The following is a 13,134-nucleotide window of genomic DNA, read 5'->3' as shown; positions in this document are numbered from 1 at the left end:
CCTTTCTTCATGGCTTTTCGATTCGCTCCAGGGTCCATGTCCCTCCGCGACCGCTTCCGCCCGGCCGAGCCCGCGGCCGCCGATCCGCGGGCGGAGGCGCGCGCCTCACAAGCTCTGTCGGCCCGCCGCGGCCGTTCGGCAATGCCGGCCCCGCCATCGGCGGGCAAGAGCGTCACGGCGGTGCTGAAGCCCCTGCTCAAGGAGACCGGCCTCGGGCTCAACGAGATGAAGCGGCGCTGGGCGGACATCGCCGGCGAGAGCTTCGCCCGGGCGACGCCGGAAAAGCTGGCGGCCGGCGTGTTGACGTTGAAGGTTCCTGGCGCGCTCGCACCGTTCCTGCAGACCCAGACGCCTCTCCTAATCGAGCGGCTCAAAGTGGCCGGGGCGAAGGTGAAATCGATCCGCATCGAGCAGCGCACCGCCGCGGCGCCGAAAGCGACCAACGTGCGGCCGCTGAAGCGCGCTCTGAACCCGGTCGAAGAGGCCGCACTGGCGCAAGCGCTTGACCCGGTCGGCGACCCTGGCCTGAAATCGGCGCTGATGCGGCTTGGGCGCGCGGTCAAGCAGGGGTGAGTTTCCCTTACCGGGAAAAGCCACTATGCCTCCCCGGCCGTATCTTGGAGGTTCCGCATGTTCGCCATTGGGCGCCGCTTCATCCTGGGCGCAGCCGCACTTGCTCTCGTTGGACTGGTCGGCTGCAACAATGCGGGCGGCGGCGCTGGCGTGGGCGCGGACGACATGGTGCTGGGCGATGCGAACGCGCCGGTCACCCTGATTGAATATGCGTCGAGCACCTGCCCGCACTGCGCGACTTTCCATGAAGAAGTCTTCGAGCAGTTGAAGACCAACTACATCGACACCGGCCGCGTCCGCTACGTGTTCCGCGAATATCCGACGGCGCCTGCGCCGGTGGCAGTCGCCGGCTTCCAGCTCGCGCGTTGCGGCGGCGCGACGCCGGAGCAGTACTTCACCCGTTTGGGCGAACTCTTCCGCCAGCAGCAAGCGATCTTCGCGTCCGGTACGATGGAAGGCGTGCGCGGCAAGTTCATCGAGATCGGCGCCGCCGCCGGCCTTTCCGAAGAACAAGTGATGCAGTGCATCACCGACGAGGAAGGCGCCGAGCGCATCCGCCGCATCGTCGAGAGCGGCAACCGTGATTTCAACATCACCGGCACGCCGACCTTCGTCATCGACGGCGAGAAGGTCGAGGATCCGAGCGTGGTGACCTACGAAGGTCTGTCGCGTCTGCTCGATCAAGCCGCGGCGAACTAAAGGGAAGGCGCGCCGCTCCCCGTGAACATCACCGAGCTGCGCCTCCACGGCTTCAAGAGCTTTGTCGATCCGGCGAGAGCGCCGATCGAAAACGGGCTGACCGGCGTCGTCGGCCCGAACGGCTGCGGCAAGTCGAACTTGCTCGAGGCCGTGCGCTGGGTGATGGGCGCGACGAGCGCGAAGTCGATGCGCGCCTCCGACATGGAGGACGTGATCTTCGCCGGCAGCGCGGGGCGGCCCGCGCGCGAGTTCGCGGAGGTCGTCGTCGTTCTGACCGAAGCGCGCGGGCGGGCGCCGGCGCCGTTTCAGAACGAGGACGTGCTCGAAGTCACGCGGCGCATTCGCCGTGGCTTGGGCTCGACCTATCGCATCAACGGCAAGGAAGTGCGCGCCAAAGACGTGCAGCTCTTGTTCGCCGACGCGGCGACCGGCGCCAATTCGCCTGCTCTGGTGCGGCAGGGTCAGATCAGCGAACTGATCGCGGCGAAGCCGCAAAACCGGCGGCGCATCCTGGAAGACGCCGCCGGCATCGCCGGCCTGCATGCGCGCCGTCACGAAGCGGACCTGAAGCTGAAAGCGGCCGAGACCAATCTCACGCGGCTCGACGAAGTCTTGGCCGAGATCGAGGGTCAGGCGGCGAGCTTGAAGAAGCAAGCGCGGCAGGCCGAACGCTATCGCGGCTTGGCGCAGACATTGCGGGAAACGGAAGCGCTCTTGCTGCATCGCCGCTGGAGCGACGCGCGCGAACGCGAGGCGGAAGCGCAAGGATTCTTGCGTGACGCCGAACGTGCGGTCGCGCAGGCGGCGGCGGATGCGAGCGCGGCGGAGCGCGCGGCGAACGATGCGCGCGAAGCGCTGGGGCCGTTGCGGGAAGAAGAGATGGTCGCAGCGGCGGTGCTGCGTCGGTTCGAAGGCGTGCGCGTCGGGCTGGAACGCGATGTCGCCGAGGCGGATGCGGTGCTGGCGCGCTGCGACGAGGACGAGCGGCGCGCACGCGACGAGGCTGATCGGCTGGAGGCGCTGAAGCGCGATGCGGAAGCGGCGCTGACGCGGCTCGGCGCCGAAGCGGCGGAGCTGGGCTCGGGCGACGAAGCGCAGGCCGCAGCCGCGCTGAAGGCAGCCGAAAGCGCGCGCGATGCGGCGGCGGCGCAACGGGCCGAGGCGGAAGCGAAGCTCGAAAAACTGGCGGCCGAGGCGGCGGCGCGAAAAGCGCGGGCGCAGGCGTTGAGCGATGCGGCGATGTCGGCGCGGCAGCGGTTGGAGCGTCTGGCGGACCGCAAGCGCGCCTTGGAAGCGCAGGCGAAAGCGTTGCCGGTCACGGACGAGTTGAACCAGCGCTTGGCTGCGGCGAAGGCGAACGCAGCGAAATCGGCGGATGAGGTTGCGCGTCATCGTGCGGCGTTGGCCGAAGCTGAAACCGCGCTGAAGGCCGCCGAAGCCGCCGATGAATCAGCATGGGCGCCCTTCCGCGCGGCGGAGACCGCGTTCAATGCGTTGAGCGCTGAAGTGCGCGGCTTGGAGAAACTCACGCCGCCGGAGGCGGGCAAGTTTCCGCCGGTGCTGAACGCGATCGAGGTCGAGCCTGGATACGAGCGCGCGCTCGCCGCAGCGTTGGGCGAAGACATCGACGCGTCGACGGAGCGCGAAGCGCCATTGCGTTGGGCGGGGGCGAAGCCGCCCCCTTCCGCTTTGCCGCAAGGCGCGGCGCCGCTGTCGCAATACGTCGAGGCGCCAGAGGCGCTTTCGGCGCGCTTGGCCTTGGTGGGCGTCGTCGACGCGAAGAGCGGAGCGGCGCTGGCGAAAGAGCTCTCGCCCGGCGCACGACTGGTTTCGCGTGAGGGCGATCTCTGGCGTTGGGACGGGTTCGTGCGCCGGGCCGATGCGCCGCAACCGGCGGCGGCGCGGCTCGAGCACAAGAACAGGCTGGCGGCGGCGCGGGCGGAATTCAACAGCGCGGAAGCGACGCTCGCGGAAGCGAAGGCCATTGCCGATAGAGCGAAAGCAGAGCGGCAAGCAGCGGATGCGAAGCTGCGGATTTTGCGCGCCGAGGCACCGAAGCTGGCGGCGGCGGAAGCGAATGTGAGCCGTGAGGCCGAGCGCCTGGAGGCGGAGCTCGCGCGGCTGAACGAGCGGCGCGCCGATCTCGATGCGCAGGACCAAACGCTGAGTGCGGAAATCGCCGAAGCGGAAGCGGCGGCGAATGTCGCCGCGGGCGCCGTGAGCGAAACGCCGGCGGGCGGCGACGAACGAATATTGACTGGTGCGCGCGCCGACGTTGAAACGGCGCGCGCGGCGGCGGCGGAAGCGGCGGCGGCGGCGCAGGCTTTGGTGCGCGACAAGGCGCAACGGGATTCCCGGCGCGGCGTCGTGTCTGCCGAGAGCAAGCAGTGGCAAGCGCGGATCGCGGACGCGGACGCGCGGCTCGCGGCGTTGAGCGACGAGATCGACAAGATCGAAGCGCGGCGTGAAGCGGCGAAGGCGGCGCCGGTGGAGGCGCGGGCCAAGCTCGAGACGCTGATGGACGAAGCCGACGCGGCGGAGCAGCGGCGCCAAGCGGCGAGCGACCGGGTCGCCGAAGCGGAGACCGCGGCGCGCGAAGCGAACGACAAGGCGCGCGCGGCGGAACAAGCGCATGCGGGCGCACGCGAGCGGCGGGCGAGCGCGGACGCGCATGCGCAGGCGGCGCGCACGCGCGTCGAAGACGTGACGACGCAAGCGCGCGAGATCGCCAATGTCGAACCGGGGGCGCTGGCGGGGCTCGCCGGCGGGCTGCTGAACGGACCGCTCGGCCAGGCGCCGATCGGCGATGTCGAGCGCCGGCTGGAGCGCTTGAAGGCGGAGCGCGAAGCGGCCGGGCCGGTCAATCTGCGCGCCGAGGAAGAACTCGCCGAGGCGCAGGAGCGGGTCGAGACGCTGACGCGCGAGAAGGAAGACGTCGCGCAGGCGGTGGCGAAACTCAGGCGCGCGATCACCACCCTCAACAACGAAGGCCGTTCGCGGCTGCTGAAGGCGTTCGAGCAAGTTGATGCGCACTTTGCGCAATTGTTCGCGACCTTGTTCGAAGGCGGCCAAGCGGCGCTGAGGCTGACCGAGAGCGAGGATCCGCTCGAAGCGGGGCTCGAAATCTTCGCGCAGCCGCCGGGCAAGAGGCTTACCAATCTTTCGCTGCTCTCGGGCGGCGAGCAGGCGCTGACGGCGACGGCTCTGATCTTTGCAGTGTTCCTCGCCAACCCCGCCCCGCTCTGCGTGCTGGACGAAGTCGACGCCCCGCTCGACGACGCCAACGTCGATCGCTTCTGCCGCATGCTGGAAGAGATGAAGCGGCTGACGACGACGCGCTTCATCGTCATCACCCACAATCCGGTGACGATGTCGCGGATGGATCGCCTCTACGGGGTGACGATGCCGGAGCAAGGTTTGAGCCAACTGGTGAGCGTCGATCTCGGCCGCGCACAGGCGCTGGCGGCCGAATAAGCGCGCGCCGGCGCCCGCGCGGAGCTCGGCTCTGCGCGGCGAAATCGGACCGACGGCATGCGGTTTTTGGCTATGAGGTGTCGGCGGCCGCAACGGGCGCGCCCAGGTCGACACTGGGCAGCGACTGGCCAGGCGGGCGCACGGCGACGATGGTCATGATGCGCGGGAAACCGCGCTTCAGGCGGCGCGCGAACGCGCGGGCGTGGGTGTCGAGATCGGCGAACGCGGCGACGATCATGGCGAAGCGCGTGCGCAGGTCGCGATGGCGCAGCGCGCGGCGCAGCTCCGAGCCGAGGATCGAGCGCCGAAGCTGACGCGGGCGCACGCGGCGGCGAAAGCCTGCTCCGGTGAAATCCCGCGGCAGCGGACCGCGGGGACGGCGCGGCAGGCGCGCGAAGTCTATGCCGCGGATATAAATGAGCCGGAGCGCAAGGCGCGCCATCGGCTCCAACGAAAGAAACGGAGAGCGGCGGAGAATGTCACGGCGGCGCCGGCGGCGATCGGCTGATACCGGCGCGTCGCCGAACACCACCGTCCCGATCCACGCGAGCATCGCCGCGCCCAGGTGGTGAGCCTGGCGAGGCGATGCTCGGTTAGGTAGGGGGATGGGACGGGTTTCATGCGCAGCATTATGACCCAGCGCAGCAGCGGTCGGATTGATTTTGGCCCAGCGTTGATTGTTCAGGGAAAATGCCGCCGATCTGTTGGATAGAGCGCGTGTCGGCGCCCTCTCCGTGACATAGAAGCGGCCCCAGTTGACTGGGGCCGCTTCATGTTGCGGTGCGCCGGGCATTTGGGCGGGGGGAGTAGGAAGCCCGGCGCGTCCATACAACGGCGAGGCGAGCAGAGCGTTCCAGTGTTCTTCGAATAAAAGTGAGCAGCGGTTTCCGGAACGGCGCTGCGGCGCCAATGTTCGCTCGCTGGGACGAAGAAGCCTTGAAGAGCGAAACGGAACAGCCGCACCCGATCTCCTATCCGTCGTTGGAACGGGTGGTCGAGCTGGCGCGCCAAACGCTGCGCGAGCGCGGGCTCACCGACGACGAGATCGAATCGCTGCTGACGCGCACGCGCGCGCCAGAGTTCGAGCGCCCGCCGCATTAATCCGGAACGGCCGCCGCCACGGCGGAGTTCGCCCGGTGACGACTGGAGTAAGAAGAAAGATGCGCCTCTCCTTCGCCGTCCTCGGCGCCGCCTTCGTCCTCCTCGCTGCGGCCTGCGGCGATCAATACGGCCAAGAACCGCCGGGGCAAGCTGGCGATGTGAGTGAAGACACGACCGCACCGAGCAATCCCAACTCAGGGCCTGACGCGGCGATCAGCCCGAGCAACACGGACGCGCCGAATCCGCTGGCGGAACCGGAGGAGGCCCCGGTGGCGGATGGGACTGAGCCGAAAACGACGACGACGCCTTAAGGCTTTGCCCCTAGCCCGTTCCCTGGACTTGGTCGGCGAACGGCGTTTCGTAACGGCCCGCATTTTCTGGCGCGGCTTTGCTCCTTATGTCGCACTAGGCTTTCTTGACCCTCGAACGGCCCCTGCTAGTTTCCGCGCGCGCGAACAGGGGGGCTCTCTTCGAGTCGCCCCTTTGGGCGCGTGGACCGTTCGATGGCTGACGAAAAACCGCCCGAGGACGCCCTTTCCGACTTACGCCGGCGCGTCAGCGCCGCGCGGGGAGAAGGCGCCTCGAACACCCCTCCTCCGCAGAGCCCGGCTTCGCTGGCGCTGCGCTATGGCGGGGAGTTTGGCGCGGCGGTGATCGTCGGCGCATTGCTCGGCTACGGCGTCGATTATTTTGCCCACACGTCACCGTGGGGGCTGATTATCGGGGTGGTGCTGGGCTTCGTGGCTGGCGTCGTGAATGTGGTGCGCGTGGCGCAATCCTATTCGCGAAGCAATCCCGTCGGACCCGATACGCCGTCCATCTCGGACGACGAAGAGGACTGAAGCGGCCCATGGCCAACGACCCGATTGAGCAGTTTCATATCGAGCCGATCGCGAGCTTCGAGATCGCCGGCTACGACGCGAGCTTCACCAATGCGAGCCTCGCCATGGTGGGCGGCGCGGTGCTGGCGGCGTGGTTCTTCAACTGGGCGATGAAGCCGGCCGCTCTGGTGCCGAACCGCGCGCAGGTGGTCGCCGAAGGCGCCTACGGATTCATCCACGGCATGCTGAAAGACGCGGCCGGGACGGAGGGCGTGAAGAAGTTTCTGCCCTTCGTGTTCACGCTCTTCCTGTTCATTTTCATGTCGAACATGCTGGGGATGTTCCCGGGCGTTTTCGGCGTGCATCACATCTTCACGCCGACGAGCCAGATCGTCGTCACCGCGGCTTTGGCGCTGATGGTGTTCTTCACCGTCCTGGTCGTCGGTTTCGCCAAGAACGGACTGAAGTTCTTCAAGCTGTTCGCACCGTCCGGGGTGCCGATCTACATCCTGCCGTTCGTCATCTTCATCGAGGTGATCTCGTTCTTCTCGCGGCCGCTCTCGCACGCGGTTCGTCTGTGGGCGAACATTCTCGCCGGTCACATCCTGCTGAAAGTGTTCGCGGGCTTCGTGCCGGCGCTGATCGCAGCAGGCGGTTTTTTCGGCGTGCTGTCGATCCTGCCGCTGGCGATGACGGTCGCGCTCTACGGCCTCGAATTCCTGGTCGCGTTCCTACAGGCGTACGTGTTCGCGATCCTCACCTGCATCTATCTCAACGACGCGCTTCACCCCGGGCACTGAGGCCCGGCTGAACTCCAACCCAGAGGGGAATTTAGAATGGACGCAACTGCTGCAGCTTATATCGGCGCGGGCCTCGCCTGCCTCGGCATGCTCGGCGCCGCCATCGGCGTCGGCATCATCTTCGGCAACTTCCTGTCGGGCGCCATGCGCAACCCATCGGCGGCGCCGGGCCAGTTCGGCAACCTGATCTTCGGCTTCGCCGTGACGGAAGCGCTCGGCATCTTCTCGCTGCTGATCGCCATCCTGCTGCTCTTCGTCGTTCCGAAGTGATCTTAGTAAGAAGCAAGCAAGCGATATGGCTCATCCTGCCCCCGATCCGCATGGCGCCGTCGAAGGCGTCGACACCGCACACGGCGTCGGCGAAGCGGCGCACGCCAGCGAAGCGGCGGCGCATGGCGGCGAACACGCGGCGTCGTTTCCGCCGTTCGACGCTTCGCTGTTTCCGAGCCAGCTGATCTGGTTCGCGATCACGTTCGCGGCGCTCTATTTCATCGTCTCGCGCTTCATCCTGCCGAACATCTCGGCGGTGATCGAAAGGCGCGCGGCGACCGTGTCGAGCGATCTCGATGCTGCCGCGCAGAAGAGCGCGGCGGCTGACGAAGCGCGCACGCAAATGGAGAAGGCTTCGGCCAAGGCCCGCGCCGAGGCGCGGGCGATGGTCGATGCCGCGCGCGCGGACGTGATGGCCAAGCTCACGGCCGAGCAGGAAGCCGCGGAAACGCGGCTGACGGCGAAGATCGAAGCGGCCGAGGCGAAGGTCGCGGACGCGCGGGCCAAGGCGCTGGCCGAAGTGCCGGCGATGGCCGAAGCGCTGGCGCGTGAGATCGCCGACAAGCTGGGGCCGACTGCGGCCCGCAACGCGGCGTAAGGGAGAAGCGTGATGGAAATCACCGCGACCGAAATCGCCTTCCTGGCGCTGCTGCTGTTCATCGGCTTGCTGATCTACCTGAAGGTCCCGCAAGCGATCGCCGGCATGCTGGATCAGCGTTCGCAAGCGATCGCCAAGGAGCTGCACGAAGCGCGGCGCCTGCGCGAGGAAGCCGAGAAGCTGCACGCCGAGTATGAAGCCAAGCGGGCGGCGGCGGAGAGCGAAGCCAAAGCGATCGTCGACGCCGCCAAAGAGCAAGCGGCGATGGTGGCCGAGGAGACGCGCCAGACCATGATGGCGGCGATGGCGCGGCGCGAGAAGCAAGCGGAAGATCGCATCGCGTCGGTCGAGAGCAAGGCCGCCGACGAAGTGCGCGCGGCGGCGGCGGAAGCCGCAATCCAGGCGGCCGAGCGGATGATCCGCGAGCGCATGAACGATCAGGCCCAAGCGGCGCTGGTGCGCGAAGGCGTGGGCGAATTGCAGCGCAAGTTCGGTTAAGGCTTCAAGCTACCGGTCAAAGCAAAAAGGGCGGCGCCTCGCAGCGTCGCCCTTTGTTCATTCGCGGCATTGCCGCCCCGCGGACGCGATCTGCGCCCGCGGGAGCCGCCGTCGTCAGATGAAGCCCCACTCGTCTCCGACGCTGGCGATGGCGCCGGCGGAGAGGATGTTGGTCCCGTCGAGCATCCAGGCGAACACCGTGCCATTCTCGTGCTGGAACAGCAGGTCGTCATTGCCGTCGCCGTTGTAATCGCCCATCGCCAAAATCGACCACTCGTTCGGATCGACCGCGGCGAGGATGCCGGTGCTGGCGACGGCGCCGTTCTCCATCAGCCAGGCGACGATCAGGCCGTCGTCGCGCTGCCAGATGAAGTCGTCGTAGCCGTCGGCGTTGGTGTCGCCGACGCCGACGATGGTCCATTCCGTGCCGGCCTGAACCGAGGTCGCGTAGCCGCTCTCGATCGTGTTGCCGTTCATCTGCCAGACGAACGAGAGGCCGTCGTCGCGGCGCCAGACCAAGTCCTCTTGGCCGTCGCCGTTGAAGTCGCCGCGGCCGGAGAGCGACCACTCGGCGCCGAGCACGGCCAGAGCGCCCGCGCTTTCGATCGTGCGTCCATCCATCTGCCAGGTGACGACGAGGCCGCTGTCGTTGCGCCAGACGAGGTCGTCGCGGGTGTCGCCGTCGAGATCGCCGATCGAGACCAGCGACCAGTCGTTCCCAAGCGAGGCAATGCCGCCGGCGCTAGTAATGACCGAGCCGTCCATCTCCCAGGTGAATACGAGGCCGCTATCATGCTGCCAAAGGATGTCGGCGGCGCCGTCGCCGTTGAAATCGCCAGTGCCGAGCGCGGTCCATTCTGCACCGACTTGGGCGAGCACGGAGGCGGTGTCGAGGGTCGTGCCGCTCACGTCCCAAGTGACGATCAGGCCGTCGCTGCGGCGGAACAGCATGTCCGAGGTGCCGTCGCCGCTGAACGTCTGCGCCGCGTCGTCGAGGAAGACGTCGCGATCGGTGAAGTCGAGGAACTCGACATCGATCAACGTATCCGTGCCGTTGGCGCCAGCGGTGACGGTCCACGAGCCGGAGGCGTTGCGCACCCAGGTTGCGCCGGTCGAGGCGATCGTGAACGAGGCGATGTCGACATCGCCGCCGCCATCGATCGCATCATTGCCCGCACCGCCGAGGATGGTGTCGTTACCGGCGTTGCCGAACAGCGAGTCGTGGCCGACGCCGCCGTCGAGCAGGTTGTTCGAGCTATTGCCGATGATGGTATTGGCGACGCTGTTGCCCGTGCCGCTGATCGCCGTGCCGGCGAGCGTGAGGTTCTCCAGATTGGCGCCGAGCACGTAGCTGACGGTCGACACCACCGTGTCCGTGCCCTCGCTCGCCGCTTCCGTCACTGCGTCGCCGACATTGTCGACGGTGTAGGTGTCGTTGCCCAGGCCGCCGAACATCATGTCGGCCCCGGCAAGGCCGTTCAGCGTGTCGTTGCCGTCGTGGCCGGCGATGAGGTCGATGCCGGCGCCGCCCGTCAGCGTCTGGGCGAGATCGGGCTGCGACGCGTGCTCACCACGCAGCGTGGCGGCGTGCCACAGCGGGTTGAACAGGATGTCGTAGTCCGCGAGGGTCAGATTGTCGCTGACGCCGTCGATGTTGAACAGCGTCGAGGCGGTGTCGCCCGCGCCCCAATAGGCTTCGGCCGCGGTGAGGTCGAGGCTGACGATGTCGAGGCCGTCGATATTGGTGAAGTTGTTGATCGCCACCACCGCTTTGTGGAATTCGCCGGCGATGACGACGTTCTGGATCAGGATCGCGCCCATGATCGGCATCAGGCTCGGATTGCCGTTAACAACCGCGTTCTCGATGCCGTGGATTTCGATGCCGTAGTCGGGCCGCGAGGCTTGCGCCGTGCCGGCGGCGGCGCCGTCGATGGTGACGCCGTCGATGACGGCGTCGCCGGTGAAGCCGAACAGCTTGATGTGTGCGCCGCTGTTGATCCCGTTCGTGCCGTTGTTGGCGAAATCGCTGTTGGTGATGGTGAGCAGACCGATGTCGGCGTTAAGCGTGAACACGCCGTAGCCGCCATTGCCGCTGACGCTGACATCGTCGAGCGTGAGCTCGCCGATGTTGTCGGCCGTGACGTAGACGCCGGCGCCTTGGCCGATGCCCGTCCCGGTCGCGCCGCTGAAGTTGAAGCCGCTGATGCTAGTGTCGAGGCCGCCGTGATCGCCGCTGATGGTGAGCACCGGCGTGTTCGCGGCAGCCGAGTTCACGGTCACTTCGCCGCCGGCGGCGACGAAGGTGAGGCCGCCCGTCGCCAGCGTCAGGTTCTCCGTATATGTGCCGGACGCGACGACGATGGTGTCGCCGGCCTGGGCGGCGTTGATGGCCGCCTGGATGTTGGCGAAGCCGCTGCTGCCGTTCGGATCGACCAGCAGCACCCGCCCGGTCGAGCCGCCCGCGCCGTCAGGATCGACGCCTTGGACGTATTCGACGCCGGAGAGCGTGTCGGCGCCCTCAGCGCCGGCAGACACCGTCCAGGTCTGTGTGCCGCCGTTGTAGCTCAGATTCCCGGGCGTGATCGTGCCGGTGTAGTGCGCCGTGTCGCCGTCGGCGCCGCCGTTCAGCGTGTCGCCGCCAGCGCCGCCCCAAAGAGCGTCCGCGCCGGCATCGCCGTTCAGCGTATCCGTGCCGGCGCCGCCTTCGAGCGTGTCGCCGTCATCGCCGCCATTCAGCGTATCGTTGTCGTTGCCGCCTTGCAGCGAGTCGATCCCGGTTCCGCCGCTGATGATGTCGTTGCCCGCGCCGCCGACGAGATCGTCGGCGCCTGCGCCGCCGTCGAGCGTGTCGGCGCCGTCGCCGCCGTCGAGATCATCGTCGCCGGCTCGGCCGAACAGGAAATCGTCCCCGCCCCGGCCCTCGAGCGTATCGGCGTCAGCCGCATTCGGATTGCCGGGATTGTTGTTGCCGTCGAGCAGATCGGCGCCGGCCGTGCCCATCAGGTGATCGGCCCCCGAGCCGCCAAGCACGACGACGATATCGTTGTTCGGATTGGCCGGTACCGCGGGCGTCAGTGCGTCGACGGCTACGTCAGCGTCGAAGACGATGCCGGAGGTCAGGTTGCGGAAGTTGAAGTCGGTGCCGACGTTCTGGAAGTCGTTGTTTGACAGCACGACGTTGTCATTGTCGATCCCGTTCGAGATCGCGGTGCCGTCGGAGGCGAAGGTGTTCTGATCGATCACCGCGATCGAGTCGCCAGACATGTCGAGATTGACGCCGGTGCGGGTGAACTCGACGGTGTTGCCGGTGATGGTGATGTCGACGCCGCCGCCGTCGAACCAGATCGCGCGGCCCCAGGAGGCCGTGCTGAACAGGCCCGGCTGGCTGCCGGTGAAATAGTTATTCGAAATCGTCACGCTGCCGGTCGTCAGCACAGGCAGCGAGATCGCGCGGTCGTCCGACGCGCCGCCAGTCACCGTCGAATAGAAGATCGAATTGGTGATGACGTGATCGAAGCCCGACTGGATCTGCAGCGTCGGGTTGGACGGGCCGCCGCCCGTGGTCGTCGCATCATTCAGGAAGCGGACGCCGTCGATGGTGACAGCGCCAGCGGCGGTGATGTGGCTGTTGCCGACAATGGTGGTTTCGCCCACGCCGCCGGCCTCGTCGCGCGCGCCGTCCGTGCCGGCGACGCCCGCATGCGCGCCGAGGATGGTCACCGCGACATCGATGACGAGGTCCTCATTGTATGTGCCGGCGGCTATCATGATGACATCGCCGTCGGAAGCCGCGTCAATGGCTTCCTGGATGGTCGCGAAGCCGCCGCTGCCGACGAGCAGGATCGTACCGCCCGCGCTTTCGATGGTTTCGACGTTCGTGAGCGTGTCCACGCCCGCAGCGCCGCCGTCGACTTCCCATGCCGTGCCGATGGACGTGAGCATGTGCGTGCCGATGGCGTCGTTGTAGGTCACGACATCGAGGCCCGCGCCGCCGTCGATGGTGTCATTGCCGGCGCCGCCGACGATGGAATCGGCGCCCGCGCCGGCGCTGATGGTGTCGGCGCCATCGCCCCCTTGCAGTGAGTCGTCGCCGGCGCCGGTCTCGATCGTGTTGTCGAGCGCGTTGCCGTTGACGTCGACATCCGCCTGCGAAAGCGAAGCGTCGATGTCGGCCTCGGTGGCCGCGAGATCGACGGTGATTGTGCCGCCGTTAGCGCCGTCGGTGACGTTCTTCACGTCGGAGACCGTCGCATTGGTGATGGTGACGTTCTCGAGCACAACGTCGGGGCCGAGATTGTTC

Annotated in this window: 12 protein-coding genes; 10 read left to right on the top strand and 2 right to left on the bottom strand. The window is 67.4% G+C overall.

Going from position 1 to position 13,134, the window contains the following annotated elements; all coding sequences use genetic code 11:
- The first annotated feature begins 36 nt into the window (after positions 1–36).
- From VEA80_RS16060 to VEA80_RS16050, 3 genes are read left to right on the top strand one after another with little or no spacing between them, the layout of a single operon-like run.
- Positions 37–573: a DciA family protein gene (locus VEA80_RS16060; RefSeq protein ID WP_325061784.1), complete on the top strand. Its 537-nt coding sequence runs from the start codon at positions 37–39 to the stop codon at positions 571–573.
- A 57-nt stretch (positions 574–630) separates the two neighbouring features.
- Positions 631–1,272, top strand: coding sequence for a DsbA family protein (locus VEA80_RS16055; protein ID WP_325061783.1), 642 nt, complete (start codon positions 631–633; stop codon positions 1,270–1,272).
- A gap of 21 nt (positions 1,273–1,293) precedes the next feature.
- The gene (locus VEA80_RS16050) at positions 1,294–4,746 is read left to right on the top strand and encodes an AAA family ATPase (protein WP_325061782.1); all 3,453 of its coding nucleotides are present in this window, start codon (positions 1,294–1,296) and stop codon (positions 4,744–4,746) included.
- Between the two features lie 70 nt (positions 4,747–4,816).
- Here the strand turns inward: VEA80_RS16050 and VEA80_RS16045 are convergent, their stop codons facing one another.
- Positions 4,817–5,299 (bottom strand): hypothetical protein, encoded by a 483-nt coding sequence (locus tag VEA80_RS16045; protein WP_325061781.1) that lies wholly within the window; start codon positions 5,297–5,299, stop codon positions 4,817–4,819.
- Positions 5,300–5,655: 356 nt separating this feature from the next.
- Between VEA80_RS16045 and VEA80_RS16040 the strand changes: the two genes are divergently transcribed.
- The 7 genes from VEA80_RS16040 to VEA80_RS16010 all read left to right on the top strand — a co-directional run bounded on the left by VEA80_RS16040 (position 5,656) and on the right by VEA80_RS16010 (position 8,834).
- A complete protein-coding gene (locus tag VEA80_RS16040) occupies positions 5,656–5,847 on the top strand; it encodes a hypothetical protein (RefSeq protein ID WP_325061780.1) in 192 nt (63 codons plus the stop codon).
- Positions 5,848–5,906: 59 nt separating this feature from the next.
- Positions 5,907–6,158, top strand: coding sequence for a hypothetical protein (locus tag VEA80_RS16035; protein WP_325061779.1), 252 nt, complete (start codon positions 5,907–5,909; stop codon positions 6,156–6,158).
- Positions 6,159–6,350: 192 nt separating this feature from the next.
- Positions 6,351–6,689: an AtpZ/AtpI family protein gene (locus VEA80_RS16030; protein WP_325061778.1), complete on the top strand. Its 339-nt coding sequence runs from the start codon at positions 6,351–6,353 to the stop codon at positions 6,687–6,689.
- An 8-nt stretch (positions 6,690–6,697) separates the two neighbouring features.
- A complete protein-coding gene (locus VEA80_RS16025) occupies positions 6,698–7,468 on the top strand; it encodes a F0F1 ATP synthase subunit A (protein WP_325061777.1) in 771 nt (256 codons plus the stop codon).
- A 36-nt stretch (positions 7,469–7,504) separates the two neighbouring features.
- The gene (locus tag VEA80_RS16020; protein ID WP_325061776.1) at positions 7,505–7,738 is read left to right on the top strand and encodes a F0F1 ATP synthase subunit C; all 234 of its coding nucleotides are present in this window, start codon (positions 7,505–7,507) and stop codon (positions 7,736–7,738) included.
- A gap of 25 nt (positions 7,739–7,763) precedes the next feature.
- Complete coding sequence (locus VEA80_RS16015; RefSeq protein WP_325061775.1) at positions 7,764–8,336, top strand: hypothetical protein; 573 nt, start codon at positions 7,764–7,766, stop codon at positions 8,334–8,336.
- 12 nt (positions 8,337–8,348) lie between these two features.
- On the top strand, positions 8,349–8,834 hold the full coding sequence (locus VEA80_RS16010; protein WP_325061774.1) for an ATP F0F1 synthase subunit B: 486 nt from the start codon (positions 8,349–8,351) through the stop codon (positions 8,832–8,834).
- 114 nt (positions 8,835–8,948) lie between these two features.
- Here the strand turns inward: VEA80_RS16010 and VEA80_RS16005 are convergent.
- Positions 8,949–13,134 (bottom strand): beta strand repeat-containing protein (locus VEA80_RS16005; RefSeq protein ID WP_325061773.1); only part of this gene is annotated, 4,186 nt, incomplete at its 5' end.

The organism is Vitreimonas sp. (assembly GCF_035627415.1).
Lineage (GTDB): Bacteria > Pseudomonadota > Alphaproteobacteria > Caulobacterales > Aquidulcibacteraceae > Vitreimonas.
Note: the sequence above shows the minus strand (reverse complement) of the source record. Positions and strands in the feature narration are given on the sequence as shown.

Excerpts from the sequence above, each read along its gene's own strand:
- VEA80_RS16040 (WP_325061780.1), top strand. The coding sequence starts at position 5,656 with ATGTTCGCTCGCTGGGACGAAGAAGCCTTGAAGAGCGAAACGGAACAG.
- VEA80_RS16030 (WP_325061778.1), top strand. The coding sequence starts at position 6,351 with ATGGCTGACGAAAAACCGCCCGAGGACGCCCTTTCCGACTTACGCCGG.
- VEA80_RS16015 (WP_325061775.1), top strand. The coding sequence starts at position 7,764 with ATGGCTCATCCTGCCCCCGATCCGCATGGCGCCGTCGAAGGCGTCGAC.
- VEA80_RS16045 (WP_325061781.1), bottom strand. The coding sequence starts at position 5,299 with ATGCTCGCGTGGATCGGGACGGTGGTGTTCGGCGACGCGCCGGTATCA.
- VEA80_RS16010 (WP_325061774.1), top strand. The coding sequence starts at position 8,349 with ATGGAAATCACCGCGACCGAAATCGCCTTCCTGGCGCTGCTGCTGTTC.
- VEA80_RS16020 (WP_325061776.1), top strand. The coding sequence starts at position 7,505 with ATGGACGCAACTGCTGCAGCTTATATCGGCGCGGGCCTCGCCTGCCTC.
- VEA80_RS16055 (WP_325061783.1), top strand. The coding sequence starts at position 631 with ATGTTCGCCATTGGGCGCCGCTTCATCCTGGGCGCAGCCGCACTTGCT.
- VEA80_RS16060 (WP_325061784.1), top strand. The coding sequence starts at position 37 with ATGTCCCTCCGCGACCGCTTCCGCCCGGCCGAGCCCGCGGCCGCCGAT.
- VEA80_RS16025 (WP_325061777.1), top strand. The coding sequence starts at position 6,698 with ATGGCCAACGACCCGATTGAGCAGTTTCATATCGAGCCGATCGCGAGC.
- VEA80_RS16035 (WP_325061779.1), top strand. The coding sequence starts at position 5,907 with ATGCGCCTCTCCTTCGCCGTCCTCGGCGCCGCCTTCGTCCTCCTCGCT.